This is a genomic window from Streptomyces sp. NBC_01591, from assembly GCF_035918155.1.
Classification (GTDB): Bacteria; Actinomycetota; Actinomycetes; order Streptomycetales; family Streptomycetaceae; genus Streptomyces.
Genome location: NZ_CP109327.1, coordinates 7,481,506 through 7,496,404 on the forward strand (window position 1 = coordinate 7,481,506; position 14,899 = coordinate 7,496,404).

The 14,899-nt window shown below is 67.3% G+C and carries 19 protein-coding genes and 1 pseudogene; 12 read left to right on the forward strand and 8 right to left on the reverse strand.

Features of this window, described 5'->3' with window-relative positions:
* Positions 1-11 precede the first annotated feature (11 nt).
* The 8 genes from OG978_RS34670 to OG978_RS34705 form a co-directional block, all read right to left on the reverse strand.
* A complete protein-coding gene (locus tag OG978_RS34670; RefSeq protein WP_326769006.1) occupies positions 12-419 on the reverse strand; it encodes a gas vesicle protein K in 408 nt (135 codons plus the stop codon).
* Positions 409-654 (reverse strand): gas vesicle protein, encoded by a 246-nt coding sequence (locus OG978_RS34675; protein WP_326769007.1) that lies wholly within the window; start codon positions 652-654, stop codon positions 409-411. The genes OG978_RS34670 and OG978_RS34675 overlap by 11 nt, the downstream gene beginning before the upstream one ends.
* Positions 651-1,466 carry a GvpL/GvpF family gas vesicle protein gene (locus tag OG978_RS34680; protein WP_326769008.1) on the reverse strand — a complete coding sequence of 272 codons (816 nt, stop codon included), beginning with the start codon at positions 1,464-1,466 and terminating at the stop codon, positions 651-653. The genes OG978_RS34675 and OG978_RS34680 overlap by 4 nt, the downstream gene beginning before the upstream one ends.
* A complete protein-coding gene (locus tag OG978_RS34685; protein ID WP_326770255.1) occupies positions 1,463-1,888 on the reverse strand; it encodes a gas vesicle protein in 426 nt (141 codons plus the stop codon). The genes OG978_RS34680 and OG978_RS34685 overlap by 4 nt, the downstream gene beginning before the upstream one ends.
* A 100-nt stretch (positions 1,889-1,988) precedes the next feature.
* Entirely contained in the window at positions 1,989-2,240 is a 252-nt protein-coding gene (locus OG978_RS34690) for a gas vesicle protein GvpG (protein WP_326769009.1), read from the reverse strand.
* Positions 2,241-2,249: 9 nt separating this feature from the next.
* Positions 2,250-2,963 carry a GvpL/GvpF family gas vesicle protein gene (locus tag OG978_RS34695; protein WP_326769010.1) on the reverse strand — a complete coding sequence of 238 codons (714 nt, stop codon included), beginning with the start codon at positions 2,961-2,963 and terminating at the stop codon, positions 2,250-2,252.
* Between the two features lie 3 nt (positions 2,964-2,966).
* A complete protein-coding gene (locus OG978_RS34700; protein WP_326769011.1) occupies positions 2,967-3,413 on the reverse strand; it encodes a gas vesicle structural protein GvpA in 447 nt (148 codons plus the stop codon).
* 76 nt (positions 3,414-3,489) lie between these two features.
* Positions 3,490-3,873 (reverse strand): gas vesicle protein GvpO, encoded by a 384-nt coding sequence (locus tag OG978_RS34705; protein ID WP_326769012.1) that lies wholly within the window; start codon positions 3,871-3,873, stop codon positions 3,490-3,492.
* Positions 3,874-4,702: 829 nt separating this feature from the next.
* Between OG978_RS34705 and OG978_RS34710 the strand changes: the two are divergent.
* The 12 genes and pseudogenes from OG978_RS34710 to OG978_RS34765 form a co-directional block, all read left to right on the forward strand.
* A pseudogene (locus OG978_RS34710) lies at positions 4,703-5,400 on the forward strand (transposase); the annotation flags it as partial.
* A gap of 755 nt (positions 5,401-6,155) precedes the next feature.
* Positions 6,156-8,291 (forward strand): SpoIIE family protein phosphatase, encoded by a 2,136-nt coding sequence (locus tag OG978_RS34715; protein WP_326769013.1) that lies wholly within the window; start codon positions 6,156-6,158, stop codon positions 8,289-8,291.
* Between the two features lie 429 nt (positions 8,292-8,720).
* Positions 8,721-9,152, forward strand: a complete 432-nt coding sequence (locus OG978_RS34720; protein WP_326769014.1) for an Asp23/Gls24 family envelope stress response protein — start codon at positions 8,721-8,723, stop codon at positions 9,150-9,152.
* A gap of 41 nt (positions 9,153-9,193) precedes the next feature.
* Positions 9,194-9,403: a hypothetical protein gene (locus tag OG978_RS34725; RefSeq protein WP_326769015.1), complete on the forward strand. Its 210-nt coding sequence runs from the start codon at positions 9,194-9,196 to the stop codon at positions 9,401-9,403.
* The gene (locus OG978_RS34730) at positions 9,394-9,846 is read left to right on the forward strand and encodes an Asp23/Gls24 family envelope stress response protein (protein WP_442817789.1); all 453 of its coding nucleotides are present in this window, start codon (positions 9,394-9,396) and stop codon (positions 9,844-9,846) included. The genes OG978_RS34725 and OG978_RS34730 overlap by 10 nt, the downstream gene beginning before the upstream one ends.
* Positions 9,843-10,526 (forward strand): DUF6286 domain-containing protein, encoded by a 684-nt coding sequence (locus OG978_RS34735; protein WP_326769017.1) that lies wholly within the window; start codon positions 9,843-9,845, stop codon positions 10,524-10,526. The genes OG978_RS34730 and OG978_RS34735 overlap by 4 nt, the downstream gene beginning before the upstream one ends.
* A 9-nt stretch (positions 10,527-10,535) precedes the next feature.
* The gene (gene amaP / locus OG978_RS34740; RefSeq protein WP_326769018.1) at positions 10,536-11,132 is read left to right on the forward strand and encodes an alkaline shock response membrane anchor protein AmaP; all 597 of its coding nucleotides are present in this window, start codon (positions 10,536-10,538) and stop codon (positions 11,130-11,132) included.
* 450 nt (positions 11,133-11,582) lie between these two features.
* Positions 11,583-11,738, forward strand: a complete 156-nt coding sequence (locus OG978_RS34745) for a DUF6131 family protein (protein ID WP_164495245.1) — start codon at positions 11,583-11,585, stop codon at positions 11,736-11,738.
* A 1,021-nt stretch (positions 11,739-12,759) separates the two neighbouring features.
* Positions 12,760-13,020: a gas vesicle protein GvpO gene (gvpO, locus tag OG978_RS34750; protein WP_442817858.1), complete on the forward strand. Its 261-nt coding sequence runs from the start codon at positions 12,760-12,762 to the stop codon at positions 13,018-13,020.
* A 7-nt stretch (positions 13,021-13,027) separates the two neighbouring features.
* Complete coding sequence (locus tag OG978_RS34755; protein ID WP_326769019.1) at positions 13,028-13,765, forward strand: GvpL/GvpF family gas vesicle protein; 738 nt, start codon at positions 13,028-13,030, stop codon at positions 13,763-13,765.
* Position 13,766: 1 nt separating this feature from the next.
* Entirely contained in the window at positions 13,767-13,988 is a 222-nt protein-coding gene (locus OG978_RS34760) for a gas vesicle protein GvpG (protein ID WP_326769020.1), read from the forward strand.
* Between the two features lie 7 nt (positions 13,989-13,995).
* Positions 13,996-14,895: a histone protein gene (locus OG978_RS34765; RefSeq protein WP_326769021.1), complete on the forward strand. Its 900-nt coding sequence runs from the start codon at positions 13,996-13,998 to the stop codon at positions 14,893-14,895.
* Positions 14,896-14,899: the final 4 nt, after the last annotated feature.

Here is a 14,899-nt window from a genome sequence, read left to right on the forward strand (position 1 = left end):
TCGGCCGACTGCTATTCGGACGGTGGCAGCAATGTTCCGAGAGGTCCGAGATCCAGATTGAGGTCTTGCATGGAAAGTTCGTACCGAGCGCAGAGTTCCACCATACGCTCGTGCAGAATCATGAGTGTGGCGCCCAACCGCTCCTCCTGTTCCTCGGTGAGGTCTCCGGCGTCGACCCGCTGCAGTGCCTGGCGTTCCATGAGCTGCCGCAACAGCTCGACGATGGTGAGAACGAGCTTGATCAGGTCCCGTTCCACCGTGTCGGGGCTGGTGGTCACCCGATGTGTGGTTCCCCGCGCCCTCGAGCCGCCCGGCGGCAGGACGTCCTGCGGGGCGGCGGGCAGCAGACGGAAGGCGCGGGCCGCCGCATCGGCGACTTCGTCGAAGCGGTTGCCGGGCCGGCGGGTTTCATCTGACATGGCCGCCTCGCAGGGGTGCAGTGGCGGGCCACGGGGAGGGGTTCTGTTCGCTGATGGAGACGATCAGCGCGCGCAGCGAGATGCGTACAAGATCGATATCGGCGATCGAGAGCACGACGTCACCGGTGAGGACCACACCTCCGCTCAGCAGCCGGTCCAACAGGTCGATCAGCGCGATCTGCCGGTCCGGCAGCGGCTCTTCTGCCGCGGCCAGCGGCCCGCCGCCCGCCCTCACGGCACGGCTCTCTTCAACGGTTCGGCTTCGGCGGGCGTGGCGAAGGAGTAGGGCGCCCAGGGTCCGGTGACGTCGATGCGTACCTCTGGAAGCCCCTCGGCGGCCTGCAGGACGTCGGCCCGGAATTGTTCGGCGTGCGCCAGCGGCACGAGGTAGGCGTCGTTGACGACGTTCTCTCCCGGCCCGTGGGCGAGTTCGCCCTGCTGCGTCCGGTGTTGGACCCGATCAACGGCCACGTCTCGGGCCGCGTCCTCGACACGCCGGGCCGCCTGTTCGGCGTTGCGGTAGGCGTCTTCGCGGGCGTGGCGTTGTGCTCTGCGGTGGCTGAGATAGGCCCGCCCGGGGCTCAGGGCCGGACCTGCGGACGGCTCCGCGGGGCTTTCGGTGGCCGCGGGCGCTTCGACGTAGATCTTCACGCCCCATTCCACTTGTGCGGCCAGGTCGGACAGCCGCTCGGCGAACGCCTCCCGGCGGGCATTGAGCATCTGCCCCACCCGCTCGTCGTCGAGGTACACGGTGGCCAGCCGGAGCGGCAGGACGGTGGTGCGCGCGGCCAGCGCCTCGATCACCCGGTGATGGGCGCGAGCCACCGACTCCAGCCAGTCCAGGTCTTCGAGGTGCGCGCGCAGCGCGGCCTCCTGGAAGTCCCGTGCGGGCACCGGGCTGACCGCGACCACCACGTCACCGCGGTGTCCTGAGCGCACCAGATGGACCGGCGCATCTGCCACTCCGGGGAGCCCGGACAGCTCCTCTCCCAGAATTCCGTCGGCGTCCCGCGCCACGGCGTAGGCGTAGGTGACGACCTCGGTCATGACTCATCCCCCTTCTGCGGATCGGCCCGTTTGGTGTGTGATGTACGTGCGGTGCGGCGGCGAGCGGCAGGATGGCTCTGGTCCTCGTCCTCGGCCGGAGGCAGCTCACCGCCCTTGCGCATGGCCTCGATCTCGGCGCGCAGCCGGCTGTTCTCCCGGGCGAGTGAGCGATAGCCGTCGTGGGCGCGCGAGGACAGTGAGGGATCGTGCTCCCACCAGTCGATGCCCATCTCCTTCGCCTTGTCCACCGATGCGACCAGCAGGCGCAGCTTGATGGTGAGCAGTTCGATGTCCAGCAGGTTGATCTGGATATCGCCCGCGATGACGATTCCCTTGTCCAGGACACGCTCCAGGATGTCGGCGAGATTGGCCGAGGAGCCCTGACCGCCGTAGGGGGTGGCCCTGGACGGGAAGTCGCCCATCCTCCTGGCGACGGGTTCGTTCACGGCGCTGCACCTCTATCCCGGGTGTTCCGGCTGTGTGACGGGAGTGTGTGGTGGCCCTCCGCGGCGGCTGCCGCGATCAGGTACCGGTGCCCTGGGCATGGGCCCTGATCTCGTCCAGCCGGTCCAGCAGTTCGTCCTCACGCCGGTCGAAGGTTTCCTCGTCGATGTCTCCCGCCAGCAGCGCCTGCTCGAGCTCGGCGAGTTCCCGCTCGACCGGTGCGGGGTCGTAGTACTCGTTCTCCGCGGCCTCGAGGGCGCGTTCCATGACCCAGGCCACGCCACGCACCGGCGCCAGTGGCAGGGTGGCGAGTTGAGTCAGCAGTCCCATGAGGACTCCTTAGACGAAGCTGTAGGCGGGCAGCGGTCCGAGCAGCCGGAGACTGAAGTCCTCTCCCAGCTCCTTGGCGAGATCCTGTTCCGCGCTGAGGAAGCCCTTCTCGTTGTCCCGCTCCACCAGGAAGGACACGCTCAGGAAGTCGTTCCCGGTCGCCTGCGACGAGCGTTCCTCCCGCGCGAATCCGCGCAGCGCATCGAGGACTCCGGCGGCGAGCTGATCCTGCCGTGCCTGCACTTCCTGGGCGACCAGTTCCCCGAGGGCGAGCGGTTGTTCCGGGCTGCCGCTGCCGCTTCTGATCTCCTCGTTGAGCCTGCGCGCCTCGTCGGACTCCTGAAGGATCTGCCGCAGCAGCGCATTCTCGTCCTGGGCGGCCTTCAAGTGGTATTCGACGCAGCCCTTCAGCGTCCGCAACCGTTCGGTGAACTCGTCCGTACGGTCCTCCAGCACCGCTCGTACGGCGTTGTCGTCCGTGGTGGTGAAGCCGAACTGCAGCGGTAGAACCGTGCCGTCGGCCATCAGCCGCTCCTGGACGGCCTGGTGCGCGCCGAGGTCGCGGCGTTTGGGCCGTAGCTCCTCGGGGGCGTTGCTGACGACCGCGGACAGCTTTTTGGTGTGCACTGTGCGGAGGGTCGAGGGCGGGTTCCCCACCCCGTCGAGGCCGGCCAGGCGCTGCGGATGAGTGGTCCCGACAATGGAGTAGACGTATACGGCCATGGCTCACTCCTTCCGGCGCCGGGCGGCAGGCCGACGCCTCGGCCGCTCCCGCCTCTCCTCGGGCTCCTCGAGCTCCTCGTCGTCCTCATGTCTTCCCTTGAGGGCGTCGGTGACCACCTCTGCGGCCCCGCTGAGGGCTCCTTTGGTCTTGCCATGCGATCCGCCTTCGGTCACCTCGCCGACCAGGTCGGTCAGCTCGGAGGGCGCCTTGCGGCCCTCCTCGAGGTCGAGGCGGTTGCAGGCCTCGGCGAAGCGCAGGTAGGTGTCCACGCTCGCCACGACGATGCGGGCGTCGATCTTGAGGATCTCGATGCCCACCAGCGACACACGCACAAAGACATCGATGACCAGGCCGCGGTCCAGAATCAGATCGAGGATGTCGTAGAGGTTCCCGGACCCTCCTCCGCCGCCCCTGGAAATGGTTCCTCCGCCTTGCGGCACCACAGTCATAGTGCCTCCTTTCACGCCTGGTCCGGGCGTGAACTCCGTTCTTCTTGCGAACGGTGCTGCGATAGCAGCCCGGCCCCTAGCTGCGTCGGTCGATCTGTCCTCGGGTGTAGCGGCGGGTGCGCTCGTAAGCCACCAGTTCGCCCTTCTTGTCAAGCGTCACCTGGTAGGTCGCCATGACGCTGGTGGTCGTGGGGACACGTTCCAGCTCCAGCACTTCCACGTCCGCCTGCCAGCCGTCCTCTGTCGGCTTCACCGCCGAGACGGACTCGGGGGCTCGCCCCAATAGCTCCTGGAGTTGTTCAGTCGCGTACCGCATAGCCCGGGGAGCCGAAACCCGGCGGGCCGTGCGCTTCGTTTCGCTCGTTCGGCTGCTGGCCCGTCCAATGCCGGTTTTCCTTGCGCTCTGTTTGCTGGACGGACGCCGGACGTGCTGTGTCTCGTCCTCTTCGTCTGCGGCCATGTTCCCTCTCCGGAATCGGAGACAACACGCTGCCCGCGCCACATTTACGACGCACCATTTCATGATATACGGCCTGGGCTGACCGCATCTCGGGCTGCCCCACACGGCTCTGTCACCGCTGGGCACAACTCAGCCACATGCCGCAGCCACGCTGGCTGCGTATCCCGCCATTACTGCCCGTGAGCAACGTCATGACCGTGGGGAGCAGAGCCCTTCCTCTGCGTCGGTCCGCCCTCGGCGCGGCGAATCAGCAGGCCTGAGCGGTCGCGATGTCCCGATGGCATGTCAGGCCGCCTGGTGCACGGGCGGTGGTGCCAATATCAGGGCGTAAGCGTGGTCTCGACCATGCTGTCGTCCTTCGCCTGGAAGCCTTGTATGCCTGCAGGCCTTCCAGGTGGGGCATGGGCAGCGGCAGTCCGCACCGCGCTCTCGACCTGACTCGCCGGTGGTTCTCCCGGCCGCCGGTCTTCTTGCTCGGCCTCAAGCACTCCAGCAGCGTTTCGCTATTTTCCCTGGTAAGGGGCTTGTTCTAGGGTGTAATTACCTGACGTTGTGTCAGGTACGCGCTTGGTGTGTCATTCATTCGAATGATGGGTTTGTGTATGCGTGCTGCCTCGGGCAGGGCAGCATTCGGGGGAATCGAAGATTTTGGAACTCGGTTGCGGGCGACGGAACTTGAGAACTGTTGCGGGTCGGCGCGAGATTCTCGCGGGTCGAGCCACGACGGCGGATGCGGACTGCGTGTGGGGCCTGCGGTGCCCAGTCCGCCTGAAAGATGGCTGGTAGTTCGCAGAATTCGCAGGTCACCGCACGCTCGACGGGCTGCAGGCTGATCCGCACCGACTCCGGTGGCGTGACCCGCGAGTTCGTCTCCTGGCCCACGCAGCGTGGCCGGTGGCTGTCGTACTCAATCGGCATGACCATCACCGACGCCACCCATCAGACCGTCGCGATGGTGCCGGCCTCGGCCTGCATGCCGGCCGTCGAGCCGGACGGCGAAGTCCATGACGGGGTATGGGTGACCGAACTCGCCGGGGACGTGCTGGGCGGCTGGCCGGACGGGATGCGGCTGATCGTCCGCAAAGAACGGCCATACCTCGGCGCCCAGTTGCGATTCACCGGCGCCGACGGCATGCGCCTTACGACGTTTGCCACCCATACCAAGCACACTCCGATCGCCGCCCTGGAACTGCGTCACCGTCGGCGTGCCAGAGCCGAGGCTCGCATCTGCGCCGCCCGCGCTACCGGCTTGCGCAACCTCCCCTGTACGGCGCGACGCAGAACCAGATCTGGCTGGAGATCGTCTGGATCGCCCTCGATCTACCCACCTGGATGCCAATGCTCGGCCTGACCTGCAAAGCTCGGCTGTGGAAAACGAAGCGACTGCGGCTTCGACTGTTCTGCACAGGCGCCCAGCTCGTCACCACGAGCCCACGCGGTATCCTTCGCGTCGCGGCCCACTGGCTTTGGACAGATGTGATCACTGCTGCTCTGACACGGCTCGAAGCCCTGCCGTGCCCCGGCTGATCTGCATCTTCCCGTCCTTACGCACAGCACCAGCCCGAACCGGAGCGGTGGAACCCGGCGCTCACCCGACACGACAGCCGGGCGTTGGTGACAACGCCGACTGTGGCGATGACTATCGCAGCGATCAGGATGACGATCCTGGCGTACTCCGGGAATTGCGGCGCACAACTACATTTAAGTGCGGCAGCCTGGGCATCTTGATGCCGACATGATCGGTACGTATGCCTGTCGACGTATAGGTCCAGCCACCACCGCCCCGGTGGACGTGTGTAGCACGTCGTCACGGCAGCAGAGCATATTTTCCCTATATGGGCGACGATCGGTATATGGGTGACGATCGGTGTGGCTGGTGCGACGCTCCACTGCCAGAGTCGGCAGGCCCGGGTCGGCGGTATTGCCATCAGGCGCATCGGCAGGCGGCCTGGCGGGCCAGGCGTCGCTGGCAGGCGGCGGCGGAGGCGCGGCAGGCGCTGGTGTTCGCGGAAGCGGATCTCCTGACGCAGGTGCAGGCCGCAACCCAGCAGGCGAGCGACTCGCGCCCGGGGCGAGGAGCGGAGGGCTGCCATGTTGCCGCCGTGGCGGAGGTACCCGGGCTGGCCGGGCGGCTGGTGAGCTGTGCCGTGTTGGCGGACCGGCGAGCCGGGGCCAGCTGGGCGCAGATCGGTGCTGGCCTGGGCATCAGCGCGGAGGCGGCCAGATGTCGCTTCAGGCGCCTGGAGGGATCCCTGCCTGGTGCCGCTCGGGGGAGTGAGAGCATGAGGGACCTTGCCGGCTTCGGCACTGGCACAGGCTCCGGCACGCATCTACTCCACGCCGTTTTGGACCAGTTCATGCGGGAGACAGGCGCCTCCGGGGGCCTGGTATACCTGCTGCCGCCGGGCGAGCGGGTGCTGCGGCTGGCGGTGCTGCGGGGGGTTCCCCGGCAGATCGCCGCGCACTGGACGCAGGTGCCGCTGGCGGCCCGCACCCCGGCGACCGACGCCGTGCGCGAGCGGCGTCTGGTGTGGGTAGGCGGCCAGGAAGAGATGGCGCGGGACTACCCGCAGATGGCGCTCGCGCTGCCCTACCCCTTCTCGGCGGCCGCTGCCCCGATCACCACCGGCACCACCGCCTGGGGCGCCCTGGTGGCGCGGTGGCCCAGCTCGCATCCATTGCCGCTGACCCGGCACGAACGCAACGCGGTCCGTGCCTCCTGCCACCGCCTGGGCCTTCTGCTGCGGCAGGCCGCCGACAGCGGCCACCCGCTGCTGCCCGGGTCCGAGCCGCAGGTCCTGGCCCCCCTGCGTGCCCGCGCTCGCGGGCCAACCCAGGAGGCGGCAGCGGCGGACTTCGCCGAGCGCCTGCCCGGAGGATGCTGCACCTTGGACCTCGACGGCCGGATCACCTTCATCACAACCACCGCCGCCGACCTCCTCGGCGCCAGCGCCGCCGACCTGCTGGGCGTCCTGCCACGACAGGTCCTGCCGTGGCTGGACGACCCAGTGGTCGAAGACCGCTACCGGGCCGCGGTGCTCAGCCACGAGGCCACCTCCTTCACCGCCTTGCGCCCACCGGACCGGTGGCTGTCCTTCCACCTCTACCCGGACGTCTCCGGCATCAGCGTCCGCATCGCCCCGGCCTCCCCGGCCCCCGCCTCGGAGACGTCAGAGGTTCTGTACCCCGCACCGGCGGCCGCACCAGGCCGGTCGACCGCCCACCACCATCTGATGCACCTCGCCGCCACGCTGACCGAGGCCGTCGGGGTCACGGACGTGATCGACCGGATCGCTGACCTGATCCCGACCGCCTTCGAGGCCCAAGCCCTCGCCCTGATGATCGCCGAGGAGGGCCGACTGCGGATCATCGGCTACCGCGGCTACCCCGCCGAACTCATGGACCGCTTCGACGGCACCCCCCTGGCCTCCAACACCCCTGCCGTGTGTGTCCTGACCAGCGGCGTCCCCAGCTTCTACGCCACCTTCGCGGACCTCAAGCGCGCTTTTCCCCCCGCCGCTCTGCAGGACGACAAGGCCGCCTGGGCCTTCCTGCCCCTGATCACCTCCGGCCGCCCCGTCGGCTCGCTGGTCCTCGCGTACGACCGTCCGCATCCCTTCACGCCCGAGGAACGAGCCGTCCTCACCTCGACCGCCGGGCTGATCGCCCAGGCCCTGGACCGTGCTCGCCTCTACGACGCCAATCAGGCTCTCGCCCACAGCTTGCAAGCCAGTCTGCTGCCCCAAGCACTGCCCCGCGTCCCCGGCCTGGACGTGGCCACCCGCTACCTCCCCACCGCTCACGGCATCGACGTCGGCGGCGACTTCTACGACCTCATTCATCTCGACACCGACCTCGCCGCCGCAGCAATCGGCGACGTCCAAGGCCACAACGTGAAAGCCGCCGCCCTCATGGGGCAGGTCCGCACCGCCGTCCACGCCACCGCCGGGGCGTCGCCCGGCCAAGTCCTCGCCCGCACCAACCGCCTGCTCACCGACCTCGACCCCGGCCTGTTCACCAGCTGCCTCTACGTCCAGCTCGACCTGGCACGCCACCGCGCCTGCCTGGCCACCGCCGGCCACCCGCCCCCACTCCTGCGCCACCCCGACCTACACACTGAGATCCTCCCGATGACGCCCGGTCTCCTGCTCGGCATCGACCCCGCCGCCGACTACCCGGAGACCGACATCCCCCTACCGCCCGGGGCCGTGCTCGCCCTGTACACCGACGGACTCGTCGAAACCTCCGGCATCGACATCGACGACGCCACCGCCGACCTCGCCGCCCAGCTCGCACAGGCCCGGGGCCAGACCCTGGAGGCTCTAGCCGACACCCTCATCCACCACGCCCAACGGTCCGCCCCCCGCAACGACGACATCGCCCTGCTCCTCATCCAGCCTCAACAGCACGGCCGCTGACACCAAAGGCCTGCCCGGCTGACAGCCGGCTCGGACACGGGCTCGAGCGGTGCCGGTCCGATGCGTAGCGTCTCCAGCCAAACACCGGGAATCTCAGCGGCCGTGGGCCTGAGGGCCCGGACGGCCGCTTGCTCGGTGATCCACGTCCCATCGTCGGGTCCTCCGAGTGGGAGTAGTCGGCCCAGATCGAGCTGGCGCCGTACTGCCTGTACCCACGCTTCACTTGTCACCGGTCTCTCACCCTCTTCTACGGCTGCGGTTCTCTCCCCCCTCCACCCGCACTGCGCCCCGATTCCACAAGGGATCCAGTCATAGGGGCGCTCATGCCGCTCGTTTGACCACCGGATCTGAACTCGGACGAAACGCACTAAAGCGAATATAATCTGACTCGCGAATGCCAGGTGAGTTCCTTCAGGGAGGAATGACCTGATGACTGAGAACAGCGGCGTAGAGCACGGCAGGGCGCCCGGCTCTCGAGGCCGGACGACCATCGCCGAGGTGGTGGTAGAGAAGATCGCCGGAATGGCGGCACGGGACGTACCCGGCGTCCATGCCTTGGGCAGTGGATTCGCGCGCTCGATGGGATCCGTGCGGGAGCGGATGCCCGGCGCTGGTAGTGGCAAATCTGTTACGCGGGGGGTCAGCGTCGAGGTGGGAGAGGTGCAGGCCGCCATCGATCTGGAGATCGTCGTCGACTACGGCGTCTCGATTGCGGATGTGGCCAGTGACGTTCGCGAGAACGTGATCTCCGCAGTGGAGCGGATGGCGGGTCTGGAAGTCGTGGAAGTCAACATCGCGGTCAGCGATGTGAAGCTGCCCGACGAGGAGGACGCAGAGGAACAGCGGCAGCGGGTCCAGTAGCCAAGGGGGGGGATCAGCCCGCTTGACTGAAGGAGCGCGTGATGAGCAAGGCCGTGGTGGGCTTGATTGCCGGAATGGCACTGGGTTTTGCCGGGTACTTCGGTGGCTTCTGGGCCTTCCTGCTGGTGCTGGTACTGGGCGCCGCCGGACTTGTCGCTGGGCGCTTGATGGAAGGTGATCTCGAACCCAGTGACTTCATCCGCCGCCGTGACAACCACCAAGGGATCCGCCAGGGAGACCGGTGGCAGTGACCAGCGACCCCGATCATCGTCCGGGCATTCCCCGCGGGGAGCGGGGTGCGACCACCGTCGCCGACCGGGTCGTTGCGAAGATTGCTTCCCACGCGGCCCGCGAGGCGCTGGGCCGGTTCACCGAGTCGACCAGCCACGTACCACCCGGCCGCCAGACGCCACGCGTGACGGTGTCCGTGCGGCGGGCACCGGAGCAGGGCGACGCAGGACGAGGCCGCCTTCCTACCGAAAGCCGGTCGGCCGTGCTCGGCGAAGCGCGGATGCGCATCGCGGTGGAGCTGGGCTATCCGTCCGACATCGGGGCTCAGTGTGCTGCGGTGCGCCGCGAGGTCACCGAACGGCTCAGGGCATGGGCCTCCATTGACGTGTTCGAGCTCACGGTGTCGGTCGAGAGGCTGCACTCGGTGCACTCGCGGTATACAGACCAGGCGAGGGTGAGATGAACGCGAACCCCCGGCGGCAACCGGCCGGCGATGGCGACATTCCCTTCGGTACGGGACAGGCAGCTTCGTCCGCGGGCGCTCCCCGGGGCACGGGCGCGACAGAAGCGGTCCATAAATCGGGCCGGGCGGCGCGCCGCTTCTGGTCCGCGCGACGGATCCCCGCAGCCATTGTGGCGCTGCTGTCCGTCGCAGCGATTGGACTGCTCCTGTATGACGTGGTCTTGGCGCGGGCCGACCGGTCTGCGATGAGTTGGCGTCGGCGGCTCGCCGAGGAACTGGCCACACGGCCACTGGATGACATCTGGATGATCGTCGGTGCCGCAGTGGCGATGGCCCTCGGCCTGTGGCTTTTCCTGCTGGCAGTGACGCCGGGTCTGCGCAAGCTGCTGCCCATGCGGCAGCCCGCCGGTACCCCCAGGACAGGGGAAGTATGCGCCGGGCTCGACCGCCGCGCAGCCGCCCTGTTTCTGCGCGACCGGGCCATGTGGGTGTCCGGTGTCCAATCGGCACAGGTCGATGTCGGCCGCCGGAAGGTCAAAGTCCTGGCGCATGCACACTTCCGCGAACTCAACGAGGTCCGCGCAGACCTGGACGTCACGCTGGGCGAGGCCATGACGACACTGGGTCTCGGCCGGCAACCCACGCTGGTTGTGCTTGTCCGGCGCCCGAAGAAGGGGTGAGGTGTCCCGATGCTCAAGGCGGTGAACCGGGTGCTGCTGGGGCTGATCGGCCTTGGACTCTTTGCCCTGGGGGGCGGTGTGGTGCTGGGCGGGCTAGATCTGCATCGTCGCTGGGGTTTTGACGTGCCGGGATGGTGGCCCTTCCGAGGTCCGGACGATGTGGTGCTGGGCACTGAGGGAAGCACCCGGTGGCGGGAGGAGGACTGGTTGTGGCCGGCCGTCATTGCCGTGCTCGCCGTGCTGCTCGCGCTGCTGCTGTGGTGGTTTCTGGCGCAACTGCGTAGACACCGGCTGGGTCAGGTTCTGATCGACAGCGAAGACGACGCGGCGGTCCGACTCAACGGGCGCGCGATGGAGGACGCGATCGCAGAAGAAGCGCAAGCTCTGGACGGGGTCTCGCGGGCTCATGTGCGGCTGACACATCGGCGTGCTGCTCCGGCCGCACGAGTGCGGCTGCTGCTCCGGCCTCACGCGGAACCAGCGCAGACGCTAGGGCAACTGAGCCGGGAAACGCTCGCACACGCACGGGACTCGGCAGGCCTGGACCGCCTCCCGTCGGAGGTCCGACTCCGGGAAGTCCGCCACCGCGCCCGCCACGTCGCTTAAGAAGGGCTTGCAGAGAATCAACGTGCTGGTTTGATCTTTGTTGGGCCGTTGGCTGTCGCAGGGAACGCGGCCACGTCGGTGGGCGTGCGGAATCAGACCATTCGACTTGGTGCCGGTGGTGGTCGAGGCGACAGTTTCCACGATGACCTCGTGGCCCCTTTTGCAGGCTCTGCCGGATTGCTGTTCACTGTGCCGGACGCGCTCTCGCCTGTGTCACCGAGGGCCTCGCTCGTTCCTCCTTGGACACCGTCCTGCCGGGGCCGGGCTCGGTCGCCTATTCGTCGGCATGGAAGCAGTGCTGCGCACTGAGATTGTCCTGTCCTGCTGACGTTTCGTCCACATCAGTGACCAGCTGTGCTGTTTGGATCCCCCGCAACCCTCGCCTCGCCTGAATCGCCGTGTGTATGCGTGAGGCGCATACTGAAAAGACCTGCGAGAATGGAGGACGCCATGATCATTCTCGGCGTCATTCTGCTGGTCATCGGCCTGGTGGCCGGCATATCGATCCTGTGGACCATCGGTATCGTGCTCGTCGCGATCGGCATCGTTCTCTGGATCCTGGGTGCCGTCGGGCATGCGGTGGGCGGTCGACGGCATTACTGGTAGAGCTGCTTGTTCCGGCTGGCCTTACACGCGGCCATTGAGACGTCCAGCAGATCTCAGGGTGCTTGGGCGCCGTGTGCTCGTATATGGTGCCGGTCCGCAAATGGCTGCCAGGGTCGGAAATCAAACGTCCCGGATGGGAGCAGCTCATCGCCCGGGAACCCGTCCGTCCCCGTCCTCTGGGCGGTTCTGGAGGACAAGAGCCGGTACGCGGACTGGGTGTTGGGGACCTTCGACTCCGTCCTGGGCAACGGGCGTTGGCCGGAACTCGGATCGTCGATCAAGTATACGGTGCGTCTGGGGCCGGAGGAGTTCCGCGGACGTACGACGGTCCGTCGCTCGACGCGATGCGCGCACTGGAACTGGAAGCGCACGGGGGCCCGTTGGGTATGGCGCGGATTGCCATTGACGTCCGGCCGTAGGCGACAAAGCCTTGGTCATTCTCGACGAGCATCCGCTGCGCGGGCTGGGAGGAAGTCTCCACGACACAGTTCTCGAAGCCGTTGCGCAGATCCGGCACCGCAGCATGCTGCGGCGACTTGCAGAAGTCGTCGAAGGAATGCCCCAGGACGCGGGGTGAGTGACAGGCCGAGAGGGCCTGCTCCAACAATGCGTCTGCCTGCCGATCCCGGTGGGCAGTGAGGCATCGGTGCGCAGGGTCTCTGTCCCGTTCCGTCCCCGCTCATTCAGGCGGCGATGAGAGTGGTGCTCCTGGGAGCAACGTCGCGCGCTGGAATTGCATGAGCGTCCCGTCCTTGCCCTGCGTTGGAGCCTCGCATACACCGCGACAACAGCCATGGAACAACGCACCCGGCCGGCACTCTGTGACCGTACGACCTGTGCCTGGGCCCCGCAGCGACACATCGCCAAACATCGATCACCGCACGGCGGGCCACCCCGGCAGGAGCGTCCGATGCGCCGCCCAAGGTGCGAGGCGCCCGATACCGATCAGACTTGAATTCATGGCAGAAGAATGTCGGCCGAGCGCCGGGAAATCCTTGACGACAGCAGTTCGCCGCACGCCATGCGTGCGTGGAGCGAAACATGCTGCCCGTCCTGCCTGCCGGAGCCTGAATGGGCTGATCGACCATCCAACGGAGGGCGGACCAGTGGTGAGGCGTGTGTCGAGGGCGGTTGGTGCGTCGTCGTGGACGTCCTTGAACTGCTCTGGTTTCCAGGCACAACGAGCCTTCTTGCCACCTACGAGGTACAGCTCGATCGCGACGGCGAACTCATGGGGTACCGCAGGATCCGCCGCTATCGGCGGGGGTCCGCCGATGAGTGATGCAGGTGTGCCCAACAACCGGAAGGACGACCCATGCCTGCGGCTGCTGCCGAGGAACGCCGGCGGCGTGGGCACCCCGTCTGCCCTTCTGCGGACGATCCGGCACGGGCAGGTTGACGCAGTCGTCAGTGAGGCTCTTTCGAAGCTCCGCGCCCGGCGGCGTGATGTGTTGGCTCACCGAGATCTTTTGCTGCGATTCTCGGATGAGGGCCCGGTACCGCCCATGCGGTTCGGGATTGTCGCTCTGGATGAGGAGACCGTGCGCGGTCGACTGGCCGTTGGCGAGACGGGTCACGTTGCTGCACTGGAGTATCGCTCCGACGCGGTCGAGGTCAACGTCAAGGCACTCCCGACACAGAACGCACTTGCAATTCTCGTCGCGGAGGACAAGAAGGTCCGGCGGCTGCTGGAGGAAGTACGTCGACGCCCCGGATATAGAGCCGGCCTCCGGCCGGGCGAGGCCGTGGCGGCTGCTCTTGAGAACAGGGCCGCCGAAGTCAGCCGACGAGTCCTGCGCGAGCTCACACCCATGGCCCGCGTGGTGGCCACCGGACCGGACGTCCAGGGACGTGTGCTGAACGTGTCCTTCCTTGTCACCCGCGGAGACAGCGACGACTTCCGAAGTGTGGCGGAGCGAATTACCGAAGCGCACCGTGAACACGTCGAACTTCGTCTCGCGGGCCCGCTGCCCTGCTGCGGCTTCGTTGCCGCTGAAGGCACTCACTTTCGGGCCGCCGGAGTCTGACATGGGATTGCTCACGCTGCCCATCGCATCGGTCTGCGGTGTGATCTGGGTGGCGGAGAAGCTCAACGACGCTGCCGAGCGCGAGCTGCACGACCCAGGAGTGCTCCGTGCCCAGCTGGCTTTACTGAAACGGGAACTGAAGACGGAGACGGACGAGAAGGGGAATGGCTGCTTGCCCGGCCACATGCTGCACAACGGCCCTACGCCGAACGATCGAAGGTGACGCACTCATGGATGACACAGCCAAGGTGACCCTCGCGGCCGCAGTAGTGGGCGGCTATGTGCTGGGCCGGACGAAGAAGGGCCGGCTAGCGCTGACCATTGCAACCTATCTGGCAGGCAGACGATTCGGTCTTGAACCCCGGCAGCTTGCCGCCGAAGGGATGCGCAGACTCGGCGAGATTCCCCAGTTCGCCGAGCTGCAGGAGCAGCTGAAAGGGGAAGTCCTCGACGTGGGCCGAAAGGCAGTGACGGCCGCCGCCGACCGCGGCATGAGTTCGTTGGCCGACGCTCTCAGCGATCGCACGGCCCGGCTCGGCGAGAAGCAGGACGAGGAGGAGGAAGAGGGGGACGAGTACGAGCCGGAAGAGGAAGGCGCGGAGTACGAGGAAGAGGAGGAGCCGGAAGAGGAAGAGGAAGAGGAAGAAGAGGAGGGACAGCCGGAAGACGAATACGAGGAAGAAGAGGAAGAGGAAGAGGAAGAGCCGGAAGAGACGCAGCCGAAGCGGCGTAGTTCTCGGCGATCAGCCCAGCCCAGAACGGAACCCAGAGGAGGCGCGGCACGCAAGAAGGCCGCTCCCGCCCAGGGAGAGAAGCCCCGGACGGCGAAGAAGGCTGCGGCTCGGAAGACGGCTCCGGCGAAGAAGACTGCGGCTCGGAAGACGGCTCCGGCGAAGAAGACCGCGGCTCGGAAGACGGCTCCGGCGAAGAAGACCGCGGCTCGGAAGACGGCTCCGGCGAAGAAGACCGCGGCTCGGAAGACGGCTCCGGCGAAGAAGACCGCAGCCCGGAAGACGGCTCCGGCGAAGAAGACTGCGGCTCGGAAGACGGCTCCGGCGAAGAAGACCGCAGCCCGGAAGACGGCTCCGGCGAAGCGAGCAGCATCCAAGCACGCCGATCGGCGGAGGTAGCCAG